This is a genomic window from Paenibacillus harenae DSM 16969, assembly GCF_000422465.1.
Lineage (GTDB): Bacteria > Bacillota > Bacilli > Paenibacillales > Paenibacillaceae > Pristimantibacillus > Pristimantibacillus harenae.
Map to the genome: position 1 here is coordinate 123,128 of NZ_AULV01000018.1, position 19,822 is coordinate 142,949.

The following is a 19,822-nucleotide window of genomic DNA, read 5'->3' on the forward strand; positions in this document are numbered from 1 at the left end:
GAATGTATCACAAATCAACCGGATATCGAGTGTTTAGCGCCTTCAATCATCTCTTCCTGATCACGTTGTCCTTGCTGTGCATCTTGCCGCTTATGCATGTGCTTGCGGTATCGTTCAGCGGCAAATCGGCGGCAACGGCGAATATCGTCAATCTGTGGCCGGTCGATTTCACGCTGGAGTCGTACGAGAAGACGATCAACAATCCGGCTTTCATCCGGGCGTTGTTCTATTCCGTGTACCGGACCGTACTTGGGACGGCACTCGGCATGGCGGTTATCGTATTTGCCGGATATGCGCTGTCGAAGCGCAACGCCGCGTTCAAGAGCCGCAACGTATACATGTGGTTTTTCGTCTTCACGATGCTGTTCTCGGGCGGACTCGTGCCCGGTTATATTCTCATTACGGAGCTGCATCTCATCAACACGATCTGGGCGCTTATATTGCCGTCGGCGCTAAGCGTGTACAATATGATTCTATTGATGAATTTCTTTCGGACGATTCCCGCGGAGCTGGAAGAAGCCGCGCTGATCGACGGCGCGGGCTTGTTCCGGATATTGTTCAGCATTCATTTGCCCGTGTCCATGCCCGCTTTGGCGACGATTACGCTTTTCACATTGGTAGGTCACTGGAACTCCTGGTTCGACGGGCTTATTTACATGATGGACACGAAGAAGTATCCGCTTGCGACCTTCCTGCAAACGGTCGTCGTGCAGCAGGATTTCAGCAAGATGAGCCTTAACCCGCAGGATATGGAGAACTTGTCGCAGCGAACGGTGAAAGCGGCGCAAATCTTCATCGGGGCGCTCCCGATCCTGCTGGTATACCCGTTCCTGCAAAAATATTTCGTCAAAGGCATCGTGCTAGGCGCGGTTAAAGAATAGACAAGGAGCTGGTAGCGCATGGTCTTTCAAATTCCGGCAGAGGCGTTTCAAACGGAATCGGGCACGGTCATGGAGACGCTGGGAGAAGGCGGATTCCGAATGATAACGACGCCTGGGGGCGGAGGCTTGCATTTGGATGCATCCGCATGTCCGGACGGCGTCTGGACGGACTACGATTACATGGGTGCCGACGTTTACCATGAATCCCATGATGTCCTCGTCCTGCTGTTCAAGTTCACGGATGTTTCAGGCAGATGGATTACCGTTCATTACGGAATCCTTCCCCGGATAAAAACAAGAATATGGCTGCCATTGTCGGCGCTTAACGGGGAGAAGCTGTTTCTTGAGCGATCGCCGGGGGTCATGCAATCTGTGCTGCGGGGAGATGCATTCGTCGACAGATACCGGATCGCCCTATTCGAACTGTCGACTATTCCCTCCGTTAAGCCTAGGAGCGTGCACATATCCGGCTTAATCTTAAGCGAGTCCGTCATTCCGCTCCAATATGAAGCCTCGCCCTATATCGATGAGTTAGGCCAATTGGTCGGCAAGGAATGGGATGGCAAAATGCAAGGCGCGGAAGAGCTCGTTCGTACCTTGAGAGAAGAGTGGCAGCTATCGCGGGAAGGCGATGTCGTTCTGCCGAATCTCGGACGTTACGGGGGCTGGAAACAGCTTCGCTTCGAAGCGTCCGGGTTTTTCCGAACGGAGCATGACGGAGAGCGGTGGTGGTTCGTCGATCCGGACGGTTATGCGCTGTTCAGCACGGGCATGGATTGCATCCATCCGGCCGAAACGATGCGCGTATCCGGCATGGAGCATCTGCTCCCGGAGCTGCCTGCCCGCGACGGGGAATTCCGCGACGCATGGAACAGTCACGGATATAGCTTCGGGATTGCGAATCTGATCCGGGCGTTCGGCGACAAGTGGCGGGACAAATGGGCCGATCTTACGGAATACCGCATGAAGTCATGGGGGATGAACACGATCGGCAACTGGTCGAATCCCGAGTATATCGACCGCTCGGAGCTGCCTTACGTCTATCCGATGGATGGATTTCCTTCCACGTCGAAGACGATATTTCGGGATTTCCCGGATGTATACGATCCGGAGTACGACGCGAATGCGGCAATGTTCGCGGGGCAGCTGACCGGCGTGCGGGACGATCCCCGGCTAATCGGATATTTCATGCGCAACGAGCCGCATTGGGCTTTCGTCGATAACTTGAATCTGACCGAGCAAATGCTCAGATCGCCCGTCCGTTTCACTAGTAAGGAACGCTTCGTGGACTGGCTGAAAGAGAAGTATGCTTCGTCTGTCGAGGCGTTGAACGATGCGTGGGGAAGCTCCTTTGACCGATTCGAGCAGTTGTGCGAGGGGGCAAGCTTCGAGTTGTGGCAGGGCAGCTCGGCGCGAAGCGAGGATTTCTCGGCATTCAACCGCCTTATGATCCGGCGTTACGTGGAAGTGCCGGCCAAATACTGCAAGGAAGCGGACCCCAATCATTTGAACCTCGGCATGCGCTATGCTTGGGTCGGAAGCGACGATATATTGGAAGGCTGCGAGGCATTCGATGTATTCTCCATTAATTGCTATCAATTCGAACCGGACCGGGCGTTCATTGACCATATCGGCAGCAAGTTGAATAAACCGCTCATGATCGGTGAATTCCACTTCGGAGCGGCGGATGCGGGCATGCTGGCGTACGGTATTCGGGCCGTGCCGACACAGGCCGACCGCGGGCTGGCGTACCAGTATTTCGTCGAGCATGCCGCTTCGATCCCGGATTTGATCGGGGTTCACTATTTCCAACTGAACGATCAGGCTGTGCTGGGCAGATTCGACGGCGAGAACTATCAGATCGGAGCCGTGGACGGCTGCCAGCAGCCTTATCGTCCATTCGTAGAAGCCATGAGGCGGACGCATAAGAGAATGTACGATATTCGATTAGGACATTTATCTCCCAGCGCTACTTGTCCGACTGAAATACCGAAGACGGGTTTTTGATGGGGAGATTTTTAAAGGGGTTGATTCCCAACTTTCAAGAACTTCTCTCCTTCCTCATTTTTTAGCGTTACAATATATTAAACTACTATTTAGGCACGGAAGCACCGTGTTTACAGCGGAATTACTGCTGTGAGCACGGTGCTTTTTTTGTCTGAAGAGAAGAGGAGAGGATGACATGTATGCTAAAGTCACATTTCCAAGAAAAGTGACGGAAAGATGGTTGAAGCGGGCGTTTGCTCCGTTGAGCGATTATTTGGAGAAGAAGCATCCGGAAGAGGGAGGCGAATGTTGGCCTACATGATGTTTATGTATAACACAGATCAGCGCTTCCACTACCGGAACAGCTGAACAAGGGATCGATTGTGATTGACCAAATGGGGAGGTTGATTTCCTGCGATGAGGACGCGCTGCATTACGAGTTCAAGCACCCAAATATGATCAAGGTGGAACGTCTACCAAGGGAAGAGCGATTTATCCACCCTAACGTGACGTCTTGGATGACAAAGAGGCTTAGCCGCAAGCATGATCGGAAATACGGCGAGGAAATTTGTATTTTCCTGCAGGAGTATTGGGGTCCGATCGTTAACTTCGATTTTAAGGACTTAAAGGTGGGATATCCGGAACGCGGCTCGCGTTTACCTTATTGCTTATATCTATGTCCTTCAGATTTCCCGAAGCAGCTTGCCATACAGTTCGTAGGAGATGAGATTGTGGAGAAACGGTGCAGCTATGAGCAGTACCGTAAGTACCAGAAAAATGAGCATAATTTGACCATTTGCGGCTGGTATGTAATCTCTATTATTCGGGAGATTCTCGATGAGAATCCGGACCAATTTAAGCTATTTCTGAATAAAGTTATTGAACAGGCTTTGCCAAGGGACCTGGTTTTTGAGTTGACATTGAGGGGACGAAGTGAAGCGATGAAGGATTAAAATCCATGATCCATACATCCTCCCTCATAATGGAACAGAAGACGCAACAGCATACGGGTTTCGTACACTGTTGCGTCTCCTGTATTCGCGCAGTTTATAGCTGCTTGTACAGCTGTGCCCTTTCCCACCGAGTCTAGCGGCAAGGAAAATAAGGAAAACGAGTATGTAAATAATGTTTCAGGTTTATACGGTCTCTTCAGCTATTTCGGTTTCTGCTCGTCCAAACGCTTGATGGTTTCCTCCCGCTTCTTGCGGTTTGCTTTCGCGATCTCTTCCTGCGTTTTGAAAGTGCCTTTCTTCGGTTTCTGAATGAACTGCAATACTTTCCGGCTTGCCATGCTAATATTCACCACCTGTCGGATGGATATCCTATTAGCCTCAGTGTTGCCGAATCTATGAAAATATAAGCAGTCCTATGAAAATAAAAAAACCTTGGCGGAGGCCAAGGTCATGAGATTTGAGATATTAACGTCTTTGAGGAGCATCAACCGTCGAAGCGACTTCTTGTTGAGCCGCCTTCAGTTGGTCGAGAACCCGCAGGACTTGCTCACGTTGACTGCGATTCTTCTCAACAATATCTCGCTGCGACACGAAGCTAATTCTCGTTGGCCGCTTGACTTGTTGTTCCATTGCCATCGTGGATTCCCTCCTTGCCCTCAATTTCGCGTTTTCGCAATACTAGGCAAAACGCGTGCACGAGTCGATAGACTTCTCGTATTTCTATAATATCATTTGATAGAGTCAGCTTCAATGCCTTGTCATTCGAATCATCAAAGTGGAAGTTCCAAATCCACGTCTCTTCAAAAACTTTCATCCGGTAAGACGCAACAGTCCGACCAGGGAAAGGATTGTTGTAAGAGAATGCCTCCTCCTCGTCCGGAAGCATCGCAACGTATACAGAAGCATATTTTGCCGCATTTGCTTCAGTGAGGGCGATCTTCCCTAGACTAGCACCGGTTGTGCCCTTGTCATGGATCTTGCGGATATAATCGCCTTCTACCTTATAAATCGTATACGCGCAAACGAAATCGAGCTCATAGAAGTTCATGCAATCATTAGCTAATCGATAGAGGGATTTATTGACGGATTTGATCACGTCAACCCAATACCCAACAACCTGTTCGTGCTTATCGACTTCCGCCTGAAGATAATCTCGAGCGCTCCGGTACTCCTCCTTCTCAGATTGCACGGCATCTACTTGCCCTTTCGTGTACTCGATGACGCTTTTCACGTCAACCCCTTCGCTCGGATTGAAAATCGGCGTAATGAAGTTTAGAAGTCCTTCGAAGTTCGCATTCTGTTTATACAGAAACGGTGCCCATATTTTGTATTCTAGTGAACGTTTCGATTTGAAAGCTCCGATATGGAAGTTGACATGCCCAATCGTCGCCATTTTATTGGTATGTATCATTACCATGAGCCAGTAGATGAGAAATACAACAACTACGGTAATGACGACTATTAACCAAATCGGTAGCTTTGCAAACATTCCACCTATCACGAGAAGGGCTGACTGATAACAGGAAGGGAGCCCCAGCCGATTTTACCGAGTGCACCGGCCGGGCGTATTAAACCCTTTAATGATCTGAACGGTCCCAACCAGGCTTGTCCTCTCCACGTCGAGGCATCCTGGTTCCTCATGGTAAATAGGACCGGATCAAAGACAGACTTCAATTCGGTAATGAAGCTATGGTAATTTATCTTGGTCTCCTCATGCGACAATTGCGTCACCACGCATTTCTTATAATCTCCGAAAATTTAGACCCGAACGGGGAAGTTGAACTTCTCTGACTACGCCATTCTACGGGCTAGTCTCCTGCAACGCGGGCTTGCCGGATTCAATCATCACTTTGTTTCGGCCCAGGAAAATAGCCAGTACGATGATGAGCAATCCCGTGCCCAGAAGCAGCCATTCTATTTTTATGATATCCGCAAGGGGGCCGAAAATAAGCATCCCGACCGGCATCATCGATGTTGATATCATCCCGAATACGCCGAATATCCGCCCTAAATAATTTTCCTCCACCTTCTGCTGAATGAGAACCGTTGTCGGGGTATTGAAAATAGGAATGGCAACGCCAAACACGGCCATGAAAATTAAATATATCCAAAAGATGGGAACAAGGCCGAGCGCAAACGTACAGATGCCCATAATGATGCTTGCAAACGTCATGGAATAAACCTTGTTTGGAAAGCCTCCCCACGACGCGATAATGGCTCCGCCCGCCATCATGCCGATCGAAAAAGCGATTTCGATGGCGGTCAATCGCCAGACGTCATCCCCGAAGCTGCGCGTCACCTGGAGCGGCGTTAAAAACGCGGCAGGCGCCATCAGTATAAAGAATACGGCGAAGAACAGAAAAAAGGTTTTCAGAAAATCGTGATTTTTAATGTAGATTACGCCTTGCTTGAAGTCATTGAAATAACTCGTTGTTTGCTTCTCGGCCGCCTTCTCATGCACCGGAACTTTGAAGAAGAGGAGTAGCGTCAGGATCGCGATCATCGCGGTTATGACATCGATAAAAAAAATCACTTCGATGGAAGTCGTCGTGAGCAGCGCCGCGCTAGCCATTGGCGCTACAAACATCATGACCGCTTGCAGCGTACCGTTGACGCCATTCACTTTGGTCAGTCTGTCTCCAGGTACGATTTGAGGCAAAATCGCGCCGACGGCCGGGGTTTGAATACCTGTCCCGAGGGCACGAACCGCAGCCATGACAAAGAGCAGCCAATTCGCGTCATATCCCATTAGAAAAACAATGGCGAGGATCAGTGTCGCTGCCGCAATCATGGCATCCGATAAAATAATGAGTTTTTTCCGATTGTAGCGATCCGCCCATACCCCCGCGAAAGGGGATAAAATAAAGGTGGGGATGAAGCCGCAAACGATAAACAACGTCATCATAACGCCTGACTGCGTGGTAAGCGTGATATACCACATAATCGCATACTGAACCAGGGATGAGCCAAAGAGCGATATGGTCTGACTGCTCAAGAACAGTACGATATTCCTTTTCCAATTTCCCGTTTCATGTGTATTTGCCGCATTCATTAGTTCTACAACCTCCCGTATTCTTCTTTCCAGTATTTCTACTTTCCTGTCACTTAATCCTTCGTGTATAGTAAAGAAAAAACCGCGGTGATAGAAATAGAGAATGATTTCAGCGGTTTATTTCGTGACGAGGAGGGGCAGCCCATGTATAAGGTTCTGTTGGTCGACGATGAAGGGTTTGTCCGGCAAGGGCTGAAAGAGCTGATCAATTGGACGGCGTGCGGGTTCGAAGTCATGGATGAAGCGGATAACGGGGAGGATGCCCTGGAAATTATTCGGCAAAGAAAGCCGGAGCTCGTCATTACGGATATTCGAATGCCCGTACTCGACGGCCTGGAGCTGATCCGCAAAGTCGTGCAGGAAGAAAAGCTGCCTACAAGTTTCATTGTTGTAAGCGGTTACAATGAATTTACATACGCCCAGCAGGCGGTTAAGTTCGGCGTATGCGATTTTATATTGAAGCCTATCGACGAGATCGTATTGGAGGAAGCCTTGATATCCTTAAATCAGAAGCTGCAGAGAGAAGCGGTTATGAAAGGGCAAAGCGATCAGCTGCGGAGAAGCGAGATCGTGAACTTGCTGATCAAAGGGGAATTCAGCGAGAAGCAGCTGCCGGAGTGGAGCGGCTGGCTGGGCATCCCGCCGGGAAGCCCGATTTTTTACCTGTTTGTTGAAGCAAACGATCTGCATCCGTGGAAAGAGCACAAGGAAGAGATGACGACGGCACAGATGATGGCCTTGGTCCGGAAAGCCGTATCGGACATCAGTCCGGCAGCCGGCCGGATCCACGTGCATGAGCATCGGGATCGGCTGGGCCTGGCGATGCCGACAGCGCATTTGCCCATGCGCTGCGATATCGGGAGCTTCGCAGCGTCATTGCACAAAAGGCTTACGGAAGCGGTGGGAGTTCCCGTCTCGATCTACGTCGGCAAAGAGGAAGACGGCCTGGCGAGGCTCAGAGAAGCTTATCTAAGCGCCAAGGATACGCTTCTGTACAAATTTACGAACGACGAACAGATGATCTATATCCATGCGAAATTGCACCATTTAACGCTGAACTACGTCGTTCTGGACAGCTCATTCTATCACAGGTTGAACGATTGCATGGAGGAGCATAATGAAATGGCCATTGCCCAGGCGGTTGATGCTATTTTCAATGAATTTCGCACCCGTCTGTACGCGCCGGAGGCGGTTAAAGCCAGCATTCACAAATGCGTGTCCGGTATTCTGACGACGCTTGCGAGGATGGGGGTCGAGCAGCGGTCGCTGCGCCATCTCGAGCCGATGATCGCCTGGCAGGATCTGAATATTTCGAATGGCGAGCTGAAGCGGCTTTTTATGAACTTCGTATGGGAATGCTCCCGTCTGATGGCGAGCCAACGAAAGGATGTATTAAAGGGCGGCATCCAGAAGGTTAAAGCCTACATTGATGCCAACTTTGCGGGAAATATCAGCTTGAAATCCATGGCAGCCCAGTTCTATATGAATCCCGTCTATTTGGGCCAATTGTTCAAAAAATCGTACGGCATTTACTTTAACGATTATTTGCTCCAGCTTCGGGTGGAGGAGGCCAAAAAACTGATTCGCCAAACCGACCTGCGCATTTACGAGATCGCGGAGAAGGTCGGCTTTAATAATGCGGAGTACTTTGTCACCCAATTTGAGAAGCTGGAAAATACGACTCCGACGGAGTACCGGAATAAATGGCGATGAGCGAGGTGGAAAGCGGAATGAAGCGGATTTTTAATTTAGATCATATCCGGCTGAGGAACAAAATGCTGATTGTATATACCCTGTGCGTATTTCTGCCGATTGTCATGACCAATATCGTGTTCTACCAGGTCACGAGCGAAAATGTAAAAAAACAAAAAATGCAGGATATTTCACGGGCGTTGGAACAAATGAATAATGAGTTTCGGGCTGAGATCGATGATGCGGTGAGCGTTTCATCGGTCTTTTTTACGGACAATAACTTGAACGAAATTCTCGAATCGGAGTACGCGCAGCCTGCGGACTATATTGAGGCGTATGACTCCTATTTCAGACGAATATTGAACAGCTATACACCCGTGTACACCTCGGTGCAGAACATTAAAATTTATTTGGACAACCCTACGCTCCTTCACTCGGGAGGAATCGGTTACTTATCGGATAAGGTCAGACAACTGGACTGGTATAAGAAGCTCGGTGACTATTCGGCTAACCAGCCCGTCTTCGCCAGATCGCCAAGGGAGGATTTGCTCGTCCGGGAGCAGGATGAGAATAACCGTGCCGCATTCAGCATCGTTCGCCGCATGAACTATTATGATTCATCGAATAAATGGGAAAAGATTTTAAAGATCGAGCTTAAGATGCAGACCATCCGGCAGATCTTCTCGAACCTGAATGTGGTGGGAACGATCTACCTGTTGAACGAGAAAGGGATGATCGAGTATTCGACGGATTCTCAGATGGATGGGTCCCGGAAGCTGATGGATTACGCATCGGTAGACCTTCCCTCCGATACGATTGAATTCAAGACCGGCGTTCCGGTCAGCAGCTACTTGGAAGGGTGGCAGCTCGTCGGCAGAGTTTCGGAGGATGAGGTGTTCCGGGAGGTCCGGCAATCGAGGGAATTTGTTATCTGGCTGGCGGCGCTTAACCTGCTTGTCTCGACGATTATTATCGTCTGGATATCCAAATCCATGCATGAGAGGCTCGGCAATATTTTGAAGCATATGAAGAAAGTAAAGCATCAGCAGTTCGATACGATCCGGCAGGAGGTTACGCGGGATGAGATCGGGCAGTTGACCGGAGAATTCAACCGGATGACGCTGCAGATCAAGAGCTTGATTCATGACGTATACATGGCGGATATACAGAAGAAGAGCCTGGAGCTCGAACGGCAGAAAGCGCAGCTCAACGCGCTGCAAAGCCAGATTAATCCCCATTTTTTATTTAACGCGCTGGAGACGATCCGGATGCGGAGCGTGATCAAGAAAGAATCGGAAACGGCAAAAATCATTCATAACATGGCCAAGCTGTTCCGCAGCTCATTGACCTGGAACAAGGATAAGGTGACGGTGAAGGAGGAAGTCGACTTCATCCTTTGTTTCCTGGAAATTCAGAAATACCGGTTCGGAGACCGGCTGAATTATCGCCTGCATATCGATCCGGCCGCGGAAGGCTGCATGATTCCTAAGCTGATCTTCTTGCCCTTTGTAGAAAACGCATGCATGCACGGCATCGAGAAGCTGAAGTTCGGCGGAGATGTCGAGTTGGAAATCGTGCTGGAGAGAGGCATCCTCTTGTTTGCCATTAAGGATAACGGTATAGGCATGAGCGCCGAGCAAGCGGAGAAATTTGAGCGGTATATGGATAAAGAAGAGGAGCTGGGCGAGAGGATCGGCGTCCAAAACGTGATTTACCGTCTGAAAATGATATACGGCAGCCGGTTCAAGTTCCAGCTGGAAAGCGGACCTGAGCAAGGAACAAGCGTGCGAATCGCCATACCGATGGAACCGGGCGGCACACAACTATGATTTTTGTAATAAATCCTTTAGTTTATTGGGTAAACAAAGATCGGATTGGATTATACAATGAAAGTGCTTTCAAATATAAGTGTCAGGGGGCTATACAATCGTGAAAAGAAAATGGATGCTTCTCGTTATGACCGCTGTGATGCTGCTATCCGTGGTCGCTTCCGCTTGTTCGAACAGCGGCGGTAACGGTAACGGCAAATCGGAGGGCAATAACGCGAATACCGGCACGAACAGCGCGAACGGCAACGGCGGCAGCGAAGAGAAACCGCCGGAGAAAGCGACGTTCACGATTTTTAACGGAGCCGGAGCGGCTAAGGACATCAACACGAACGAAACGACAATCGGCAAAATATTAGAGGATCAGACGGGCGTGAACTTTAAGCTTGAAAATTTGGTGGGCGACCTGAATACAAAAATCGGCACGATGATCGCCTCCAATAAATATCCGGACGCTATTATCCCGGATGCTGCGATCGATGAAGTGCTTGGCGCAGGCGCATTTATCGATCTAACGGATTTGATCGAAGAGCACGGCCCCAATATTAAGCGGGTTTACGGTCCTTATTTTAACCAAATGAAAGCGGCGGACGGCAAAATCTACTTCCTTCCGTTCTCCAATGTCGTCGGGGAATATGTTCCGGATCCGAATATTAACCAAGGCGCGTTCTGGGTTCAACGGCGCGTGTTGAAGGAAGCGGGTTATCCGCAGATCAAAACGTTGGATGAATACTTCAAACTCGTCGAGGATTATGTGGCGAAGCATAAGGAAGAGGATTTGACCGGCTTCATCTCGCTGACGCATGACTGGCGCTTCTTCGCTACGACGAACCCGCCGATGCATCTGATGGGTTATCCGAATGACGGCGAGGTTACCGTTGATTTGAACACGCTGGAAGCGAAGACGTATTCCAGCTCCGATGCGACAAAACGTTGGCTTTCGAAGCTGAATGAGCTGAATGCAAAAGGCTTGTTTGATAAAGCGTCCTTCGTTGACAACTACGACCAATACTTGGCGAAATTGACTTCCGGCAAGGTAGTCGGATTCTTCGATTACGGCTGGCAGATCGGCAATGCGCAGAACGTGTTAAAGGATGCGGCGAAAAAAGATCCTGCCAAGGATGATTTCGTATACTTCCCGCTGCCGGTTACTTTCGACGGCGAGAAGGACCAATACCTCGACCCTCCGGGCTTTGTTAAGAACCGCGGCATTGGCATCACGGTGAGCGCGAAGGATCCGGCGCGGATCGTCCAATACTTCGATAACCTGTTGAAGGAAGAGAATCAGGTTCTTAAGAGCTGGGGCATTAAAGGCGAGACGTATGAAGTGGATGAGAAAGGCCGCTTCTACCGCACGGCTGAACAGATCGCCAAGATCGACGAGGCGTTCAGAGAGGAATTCGGCTTTAAATACTATGACTGGAACTGGCCGAATTACGGCACGAACTCGACCCTTGCGGACGGCAATGCGTATGCGCCGGGCTTGCAGGCTGAGGTATTCCAAATGAGCTTGACTGAAGCGGATAAAATGATCTTGGATAAATACGGGGCAAAAACGTATGCCGAGATGTTCGCGGCACCGGATGAGCGTCCTTGGTTCCCGGCTTGGGGTATTCCGAAGGAGCAGGGCTCTCAGCCGCAAATCTACGAAACGAAGAAAACCGAGTTGACGAAAAAGTATTTCCCTAAGCTGGTGCTTGCGAAGCCGGCCGATTTTGAAAAAGTATGGACGGAATATCAAGGCGAATTCGGCAAATTGGATACGGCTGCTTACGAGAAGTTTATGACGGACGAAGTCAAGAAGATCGTAGAGCAAGTTAAACAATAATGTCATGAATGGTTTATTTGGTTAAAACACATGCGAAAGGCCGGCTTAACGTTCATGGCGTAAAGGGCCGGTCTTTCGTATCGCTTTCTGATTTCGTGCTGGAAGGAGATAGAGAAAGATGGAGAATAACACGGTAAGCGCAGCGTCATCCAGTGCGAGGAGCAAAAAACCGGCGGGACTCCCCAGGTTTTTCAGGCTGTTATTCCAACAACGCGCATTAGTCGTGATGTCTGTGCCTTTTCTGATCTGGTTGTTTATCTTTAAATACTTGCCGCTGTGGGGCTGGACGATTGCCTTTCAGAAATATAAGCCGGCTTTAGGTTTTTGGGATCAAGAGTGGGCGGGCTTCGAGCATTTCCGCTTTTTGTTTGCGGATGAACGATTTTTGCGGGTATTACGAAATACGCTCGCGATGAGCGGGATCAATTTGGTGCTCGGCTTCGTGACCGCCATTGTGCTTGCCCTGCTGTTGAATGAGGTTCGGAAGGTCATGTTCAAGCGGATCGTTCAGACGATCAGCTATCTGCCGCATTTTATCTCATGGGTCGTAGCGGCAGGCATTATACAAAGCACGCTGTCGCCGGACGGAATCATCAATGAATTGCTCGAGAAGTCGAACTTCATTCAAGAAGGCATTTTGTTTTTGGGAATACCGGAATATTTCTGGGGAATCTTCGGCGCAGGCACGGTATGGAAGGATGTAGGCTGGAACACGATCGTATATTTGGCCGCCATGACGATGATTGATCCCGCGCAATATGAAGCGGCGGAAATGGATGGAGCGGGGCGCTTCAAGCGGATGTGGCATATTACGCTTCCGGGAATCAAACCCGTCATTGTCGTTTTGTTAATCATGAATATCGGATATTTGATGGAATCGGGATTCGAGCCGCAATACCTGTTGGGTAACGGGATGAATATCGACTATTCCGAGAATCTTGATATATTTGTTCTGAAATACGGGATCGCCCAAGGCAATTTCTCATTGTCCATTGCGGCGGGAATGTTCAAGACGGTAGTCAGCTTTATATTGCTGTTTATAGCCAATAACATCTCGAAGCGTCTTGGCGAAGCCAGACTGTACTAGAAAGCGAGGTCATCCACGATGGCGGAATTAGCGGTTAAGACCAAAAAACCTAAACAGCGCCGGCCCACGTCGCTTGGCGACCGGATATTTGATTATGCCAATTATACGTTTCTTACTCTGTTGATGGTTGTTACCTTGTATCCCTTTCTGAATACGCTGGCCGTTTCCTTAAACGATGCCAACGATTCCATAAGGGGCGGCATTTATGTATGGCCGAGGGAATGGACCTTGGACAACTATAAATATGTGCTCGCAGAAGCGACGATCTTCCATGCGACGATGATCTCTATCTTGCGAACCGTAATCGGCACCATAGCAACCGTGTTCTGCTCGGCCATGGTCGCCTATACGATCAGCAGACAGGATTATGTGCTGCGCAAGTTTGTGACGGTCGCATTCATATTGACCATGTATATTAACGGCGGACTTATTCCCAACTTCCTGCTGATCCGGGATTTAGGCCTTATCGACAGCTTCTGGGTGTATATTTGGCCGGGCTTAATCGGCGTCTTTAACCTGATTATTATCCGTTCCTTTATCGAAGGACTGCCGGAGAGCATTCTGGAATCCGCGCGGATCGACGGAGCCGGCGAATATCGGAATTTCTTCAGTATCGTCCTGCCGCTGTGTACCCCGGTACTCGCGACCGTTGCGCTGTTTACCGGCGTGTATCAATGGAACCAATGGTTCGACGTGTTTTTGTACAATTCCTCGAATATTGATTTGAGCACGCTACAATACGAGCTGCAGAAAATATTGCAAAACTCCAATGCGTCTATGTCCGCCAAATCGGCCGGCGACGCGTTCGCGAGCGCAGGCAATCAGGATGCCAATGCGGTCACGCCGTTCTCGATCAGGGCGACCATGACGATCGCGGCTTCCTTGCCCATTATTATGGTGTATCCGTTCCTGCAGAAATACTTTGTGAAAGGCATGACGGTAGGCGGCGTAAAAGGCTGATTGGGGCATAATGTCAGAAGAAAAACGGAGGATAAACGATGGCGGCAGAAGGAGCATTTTACACGGGTCAATACCGCAATTTGCTTGCTGAGCTCGGCTATTCCGAGGAAGCGATCGGCAAGAGGCTGAACGAGGCCTGGGAAGCGCTGTTTGAAGGCGGCGAGGAGACTCGCATTTATTATCCGGTTGGCGAAGACCTGGGCTACATGCTGGATACCGGCAATCTCGATGTCCGTTCAGAGGGAATGTCCTACGGGATGATGATGGCCGTGCAGTATAATAACAAGGACGTCTTCGACCGACTGTGGAAATGGACTTATACGTATATGTATATGACCGAAGGCTTGCATGCCGGCTACTTCGCCTGGTCTTGCAATACGGACGGTTCCCGGCGTTCCAATGGTCCGGCTCCGGACGGCGAGGAATATTTTGCGATGGCTTTATTATTTGCCTCCCACCGCTGGGGGGACGAAGAAGCGCCGTTTAATTACGGCAAGCAGGCACGGGATTTGTTAAGCACCTGCATCCACAAAGGCGAGAACGGCTCGGGCTATCCCATGTGGAATCCGCAAAATAAGCTGATCAAGTTTATACCGGACTGCGAATACTCCGATCCGTCTTATCACTTGCCTCACTTCTACGAACTGTTCGCCCTGTGGGCGTATCCGGAGGACCGCGCGTTCTGGAAGGAGGCCGCGGAGGCGAGCAGGGATTACCTTCCGAGATCCTGTCATCCGGTTACCGGGCTAGCGCCAGAGTATGCGCATTATGACGGGCGTCCGAATAATGACAAGGGCTATGGCCACTTCTTCAGCGATTCGTACCGTGTCGCAGCGAACATTGGTCTGGACGGCGAGTGGTTTGGGCGCGATGAACGGCTCGGCGGGATCGTTAACCGCATTCAAGCCTTTTTTGCGGACAAAGAACCGGAGGATTACCGCAGATACCGCATCGACGGCGAACCGTTCGAGGAGAAATCGCTTCATCCCGTCGGCTTGTTGGCCACGAATGCAATGGCCTCATTAGCCGCTACGGGACCTCATGCGGAGACCGCTGTCCGTTTGTTCTGGAATACCCCTGTTCGGACCGGCGCAAGAAGATACTATGACAACTGCCTGTACTTGTTCTCCTTGCTTGCCCTAAGCGGCAGCTACCGCATTTGGAAGCCATCCGAATAAATGAGGGAAATGAGCTCTGTACGCATTTTTTTGCGGCAGAGCGGCGGAGGAGGCGGACGTAGACGAAGCGGCCTATAACATTTAGAGAACGGGGCTTTCTCGAAATAGGAGAAAGCCCCGTTCTCTTCTAGTTTCGAATGGGTTTAAGGGAAAGGGAAGCGATCAATTCGTCTTGCGTGAACGGTTTTTTTCTTCCCCATTGGATGACCCGGACCATGTAAGGAGCATCCGGGTTTTTCATATGATAGAAGCCGGGCACCCGCATCACTCTTGATAGATTGGTAATCATCGGATCGGCTCCGAACTTACTCGCTAATGCTTTCTGGATCGGAACGAATCGAGAGATGGAACCGCCTTGCATGACCCAATAAATATGAAAGCCGTTATTCGTTTCGATGATCATCGCGTTCTTGATCCTGTTCCGGTGCTTCTTCAGAAAATCCCTTTTCAGCTTGGCAATTCTCCCTTGTGTCCGATGAGCCAGCAGCCGGTATTGCCCTTGTTTATTCCTTGTGATTGCAAAAGATTGAATTTGCTCTGCAGGGTTAGACCGGATCGCGTTCATTCTCTGCATCGCTTGTTCCTTTGTGCCAGCAAGCACCGATATTTTATTCAGATCCACATCGATAAACTGCGCCCTGATCGCTTTAATCTCTCCGCTCTGTCCTTCCCTTCTGTTAATCTCCATGAAAACGGCATATCCCTTAGCGTTTTGGTTCAGCATATGCACAGGTTTTCCGCTGCCGGAATGCAGTGACATTTGAGTGACCTGACTTTCAATAAGCTTCAGCGGCTTATTCAGTTTAATTGCCGGCTTATGTCCGGACGAAGTGCTATGAGGACGGTTTCGTTTGGCGTCGTGGACGAATAAGAATCGTATCCGTTCGTTCTCCTTGCAGCCAAGCTTTCTAATGAATTGGTGCGTTTGTCTGGAGCTCTGTCGTATAAGGCGGGAATATTGGGGCGGCTTTAGTTTCATTAACCCACATCCTTCTTATAGGCTGGCCTCATTTGGCGGTTTCTGTTATACACAATCATATTCGGATTGGATATGGCAAGTGTAGACCGCGAAACCCATTTTTGCGTGTGTTGTATGTTACCGATCCGCCATAGGCTTCGCCCAGGTCCGGCTGCCGGTTAAATATTTTTCGGTCAGCACGGTGAGCAGCTGAATGCCGACTTCATTTTCTCCGCCTTCCGGGATAATAATATCGGCATATTTCTTGGACGGTTCGATGAACGCTTCATGCATGGGCTTAACCGTTCTCAAATATTGATCGTGAATCGATTGAATGGTCCGGCCGCGGTCCTCGATATCCCGCAGCACCCGCCTGAGAATACGGACATCGGGATCGGTATCGACGAACACTTTAATGTCGAGCATCTCTCTCAGCTTCTCGTCGGACAGCACATGGAGACCTTCGATAATCACGATGTTATTAGGCTCGAGCTCCACCGTCTCGACGGCAGAACGGGCATGAACGGTGAAGTCGTAGACCGGGGCATGGGCGGTTCGGCCGCTTTTTAGTTGGATGAGGTTCTCGATGAGCAGCTCATTGTCAAAGGCAAGCGGATGATCGTAATTGATTGCTTCACGTTCCTTCAAGCTGAGCGCCGGATAGTCCTTGTAGTAGTTGTCCTGGGATATAAACGTCACTTTCCCCGATCCCAGGCGTTCAATGACTGAGCAAGCTACCGTCGTTTTGCCGGATCCGGTCCCGCCGGCGATTCCAATAATGAGCATGTTGTTGAAATAAACCTCCCTAAGACTGTGCAATTGTAGCAATTGTAGTATTGTAGCACAGCTCATGCTTATTTTCCTCTACCCTCGGCTGTATGATAGTAGCATCTCAACAATGAGAAGGATTTAATCTTGCAGGCAATAGACATACTGGACGGTTAATTCAAATATACGTAATTAGTTGCGTCAAGAGCTATAAATAAGCGGGGTGATGTGAGGGATGCCGCAATTCATTGGTATTGGGGAAGCGTGGGACCCTGCTATCAGGGCAACTTTTCAAGCATTGGCGGATGCGATCATCCCGCCGAGCATAAGACATGCAGGAGAGATAGGGTTGGAGACAATAGCAGGAGCGGTTCAGCTCTGCGTGGATCAATTCGTGTCAGGGGATATCGAGCATTCGGAATTCGTTCCTGCAGGTACGGACCAGATTCCGATTTCTCTATCAAAGTCAACGGCTCACCTGCTGGATAGCGGGGCTGAGCAATTCATTCGGAGCGGAAATTCCCGGCAGCCGTTAAATAACCGGGCTTTTCCCGGTGGCGGGCTATTCGCCGCTTTGTCCCGAATCGACAGGCTGCAAGCCTTAGCATTGCTGGACCGGCTTGATCTCCCTCTGAATTCGCTGCTTCCTCCCTATCGTAACAACCCCGGCATCATTCAAACCATGATCGATTCATTAACTCAATTAACGATGTTTGGATACTACTCCGAATGGTTCGGGTACGGCACGACGCGCCTTTATCCGCCGGAATGCCGACGGATTGCGTTTTTCCCCCCCGGCTGGCGTTTATCCGGTTATCCCGGGCCGGCTTTCGGCTATCGTGATCTTCGCGGATATATATTGAAATATCCTCATGGTAAAGGGGGATGCCCTAATGGCTGACCCGGATGTCATCGTCATCGGTTCGGGAGGCGGCGGAGCCGTGATTGCCAAAGAGCTGGGTGAGAAAGGCTTACAGGTATTGGTTCTGGAAGCAGGCCCGTGGTACGGTCATTCGGAATGGCCGGAACCGAATAAGGAGCGGGGGGCGCAAAGCAGCTCCAGCGTAGAAGACTTGAATGTAACTTTATACAAGGAGCAATACAGCAAGCTTGAAGGTGAAATGAATGACTTAATCACGGGCAGGCTTCGCTGGGGGCCGGCAGACCGGAATCGGCCGCCTTGGTATCGGAATGTAACGGAGAGGGGTTTCGTTTGGCAAAATGCCGGTGTAGGAGGAACAACGCAATCTTATCTGGCTAATTGTCCCCGCGCATTTCCCGGGTCGGTTGATTCCATCTGGCCGATATCTTACCGGGATCTGATCCCCTATTACGAGAAAGTGGAGGCAACGCTTCCGGTAGAATTTGCGCCGGTGACGTCGAAGGAGGAGTTGTTCTTCTACGGGGCCATGAAAGCCGGCTGGCAATTGATTCCTGACTTGAATGTGACAACGCCAGGTTATCGCCCGCAGCCAAACGCCATTCTCCCAACGAATCGGCATCTGACGAATCCGGACTATTCGTTGGAGCAATTGTCCTGGATGACGGGCTGCACGCTTGCCGGTCATTGCATTAACGGCTGTCCGCACGGACCCTCGGTGGATAAAATCGCGAAACGTTCAACAAACGTCAGCTATGTGCCGCTTGCGTTACGTACAGGCCGCGTAACGATAAGACCCAACGCGTATGCCATTCGGATCTTGACGGAGCCGCATCCCTCGGAAGGGCAGCGCGCAATCGGCGTGCGAATACGGGATACGTGGACGGGGGAGACGGAAGAACTCATGGCAGACGTCATGGTCCTGGCTGCCGGTGCTATCGAAAGCCCGCGGCTTTGGCTCAATTCGGGTTTGCCTTCTAATCCGTGGGTAGGAAAAGGACTTGTGAATCATTATTTTGACTGGGTAACAGGCATGTTCGATGAAAAAGATTTAATCCCGATTTTGGGATGCCCGGAGATTAATCCCTTTGTAGGGCATACGTCAGGCGGAAGGCTCGATTATCCGGGTCTTGGATCCATTATGGTAACGGGGCTAAGCCCGGGACTCGCCGCTTCCATGAGCTTCGGCATAAGTCAGTCCGGATACAGCAACCTTCATCCGCCTTACGGCGGAATGCCATGGTACGCGCAAGGCCGCATTGCAGGGCCGGAGCTTCAGCATTGGATGGAAAACTACCGCAGAACGTTAAGCCTCGTGATATTCGCCGATGACGAGGTGGATATTCGGAACGGGGTTACGGTTGATCCATTAAATAAGGATGAACATGGTCCCGTCCCTAAAGTCAGATACGTTCCCGGTCAACAGGGTGAGAAGAACCGCCTCAAGCTGGTTCGGATCGCAGTCGATATTTTACGGAAGGCAGGGGCTCGAAAGGTGCTTCGCACGGATTGGCCGGCTTCCTTAATGATACATATGGAGAGCACGATGAGAATGGGATTTGTCGTCGATTCAAATGGTGAAGCCTATCAGGTGAAAAGGTTATATATCGCTGATAACAGTGTACACTTTAACGCTCTGGGAGGAGCGAATCCTACGCTGACTACGCAGGCGCTCGCCACCCGCACGGCTGAACAACTGGCCGAAACATATTTTTAAGCGATAAACCGCAATGAAATAATATTCATGCCGGAGGGTATTCTAACACAGAAAAG

18 protein-coding genes are annotated in these 19,822 nt (G+C 50.2%); 12 read left to right on the forward strand and 6 right to left on the reverse strand.

Features of this window, described 5'->3' with window-relative positions; all coding sequences use genetic code 11:
- Positions 1-2 precede the first annotated feature (2 nt).
- From H581_RS0106350 to H581_RS0106365, 4 genes are all read left to right on the forward strand, one after another.
- Complete coding sequence (locus tag H581_RS0106350; protein ID WP_028609280.1) at positions 3-881, forward strand: carbohydrate ABC transporter permease; 879 nt, start codon at positions 3-5, stop codon at positions 879-881.
- Positions 882-899: 18 nt separating this feature from the next.
- Positions 900-2,888 carry a beta-galactosidase gene (locus H581_RS0106355; RefSeq protein ID WP_028609281.1) on the forward strand — a complete coding sequence of 663 codons (1,989 nt, stop codon included), beginning with the start codon at positions 900-902 and terminating at the stop codon, positions 2,886-2,888.
- Positions 2,889-3,063: 175 nt separating this feature from the next.
- The gene (locus tag H581_RS39250; protein WP_281169513.1) at positions 3,064-3,189 is read left to right on the forward strand and encodes a hypothetical protein; all 126 of its coding nucleotides are present in this window, start codon (positions 3,064-3,066) and stop codon (positions 3,187-3,189) included.
- Between the two features lie 61 nt (positions 3,190-3,250).
- Positions 3,251-3,820, forward strand: coding sequence for a hypothetical protein (locus H581_RS0106365; RefSeq protein ID WP_028609282.1), 570 nt, complete (start codon positions 3,251-3,253; stop codon positions 3,818-3,820).
- 200 nt (positions 3,821-4,020) lie between these two features.
- Here H581_RS0106365 and H581_RS37725 read toward each other — a convergent pair whose 3' ends face one another.
- The 4 genes from H581_RS37725 to H581_RS0106380 form a co-directional block, all read right to left on the reverse strand.
- A complete protein-coding gene (locus tag H581_RS37725; protein WP_156889515.1) occupies positions 4,021-4,158 on the reverse strand; it encodes a hypothetical protein in 138 nt (45 codons plus the stop codon).
- A gap of 127 nt (positions 4,159-4,285) precedes the next feature.
- Positions 4,286-4,456, reverse strand: a complete 171-nt coding sequence (locus H581_RS37730) for a hypothetical protein (RefSeq protein ID WP_156889516.1) — start codon at positions 4,454-4,456, stop codon at positions 4,286-4,288.
- Positions 4,416-5,309, reverse strand: a complete 894-nt coding sequence (locus H581_RS0106375) for a hypothetical protein (protein ID WP_028609283.1) — start codon at positions 5,307-5,309, stop codon at positions 4,416-4,418. Before H581_RS0106375 ends, H581_RS37730 begins: the two co-directional genes overlap by 41 nt.
- 312 nt (positions 5,310-5,621) lie before the next feature.
- The gene (locus H581_RS0106380; RefSeq protein WP_028609284.1) at positions 5,622-6,872 is read right to left on the reverse strand and encodes an MFS transporter; all 1,251 of its coding nucleotides are present in this window, start codon (positions 6,870-6,872) and stop codon (positions 5,622-5,624) included.
- Positions 6,873-7,016: 144 nt separating this feature from the next.
- Here H581_RS0106380 and H581_RS0106385 point away from each other — a divergent pair, with 144 nt between their 5' ends.
- From H581_RS0106385 to H581_RS0106410, 6 genes are all read left to right on the forward strand, one after another.
- Positions 7,017-8,585 carry a response regulator transcription factor gene (locus tag H581_RS0106385; protein WP_028609285.1) on the forward strand — a complete coding sequence of 523 codons (1,569 nt, stop codon included), beginning with the start codon at positions 7,017-7,019 and terminating at the stop codon, positions 8,583-8,585.
- Positions 8,576-10,393, forward strand: coding sequence for a sensor histidine kinase (locus H581_RS0106390; RefSeq protein WP_245599945.1), 1,818 nt, complete (start codon positions 8,576-8,578; stop codon positions 10,391-10,393). The genes H581_RS0106385 and H581_RS0106390 overlap by 10 nt, the downstream gene beginning before the upstream one ends.
- Positions 10,394-10,490: 97 nt before the next feature.
- Complete coding sequence (locus tag H581_RS0106395) at positions 10,491-12,218, forward strand: extracellular solute-binding protein (RefSeq protein WP_425414585.1); 1,728 nt, start codon at positions 10,491-10,493, stop codon at positions 12,216-12,218.
- Between the two features lie 118 nt (positions 12,219-12,336).
- Positions 12,337-13,305, forward strand: coding sequence for an ABC transporter permease (locus tag H581_RS0106400; RefSeq protein ID WP_028609288.1), 969 nt, complete (start codon positions 12,337-12,339; stop codon positions 13,303-13,305).
- An 18-nt stretch (positions 13,306-13,323) separates the two neighbouring features.
- The gene (locus tag H581_RS0106405; protein WP_028609289.1) at positions 13,324-14,265 is read left to right on the forward strand and encodes a carbohydrate ABC transporter permease; all 942 of its coding nucleotides are present in this window, start codon (positions 13,324-13,326) and stop codon (positions 14,263-14,265) included.
- A 38-nt stretch (positions 14,266-14,303) separates the two neighbouring features.
- Positions 14,304-15,443, forward strand: a complete 1,140-nt coding sequence (locus H581_RS0106410; RefSeq protein ID WP_028609290.1) for a family 8 glycosyl hydrolase — start codon at positions 14,304-14,306, stop codon at positions 15,441-15,443.
- Positions 15,444-15,570: 127 nt separating this feature from the next.
- Here the strand turns inward: H581_RS0106410 and H581_RS0106415 are convergent, their stop codons facing one another.
- Together H581_RS0106415 and udk are read right to left on the reverse strand one after the other, a co-directional pair.
- Positions 15,571-16,422, reverse strand: coding sequence for a DNA-primase RepB domain-containing protein (locus H581_RS0106415; protein ID WP_028609291.1), 852 nt, complete (start codon positions 16,420-16,422; stop codon positions 15,571-15,573).
- Between the two features lie 117 nt (positions 16,423-16,539).
- Positions 16,540-17,187, reverse strand: coding sequence for a uridine kinase (gene udk / locus H581_RS0106420; RefSeq protein WP_028609292.1), 648 nt, complete (start codon positions 17,185-17,187; stop codon positions 16,540-16,542).
- Positions 17,188-17,518: 331 nt separating this feature from the next.
- Here udk and H581_RS0106425 point away from each other — a divergent pair, with 331 nt between their 5' ends.
- Together H581_RS0106425 and H581_RS0106430 are read left to right on the forward strand one after the other, a co-directional pair.
- On the forward strand, positions 17,519-18,070 hold the full coding sequence (locus tag H581_RS0106425; protein WP_245599946.1) for a hypothetical protein: 552 nt from the start codon (positions 17,519-17,521) through the stop codon (positions 18,068-18,070).
- Positions 18,063-19,766 (forward strand): GMC family oxidoreductase N-terminal domain-containing protein, encoded by a 1,704-nt coding sequence (locus tag H581_RS0106430; protein WP_028609294.1) that lies wholly within the window; start codon positions 18,063-18,065, stop codon positions 19,764-19,766. The genes H581_RS0106425 and H581_RS0106430 overlap by 8 nt, the downstream gene beginning before the upstream one ends.
- The last annotated feature ends 56 nt before the right edge of the window (positions 19,767-19,822 follow it).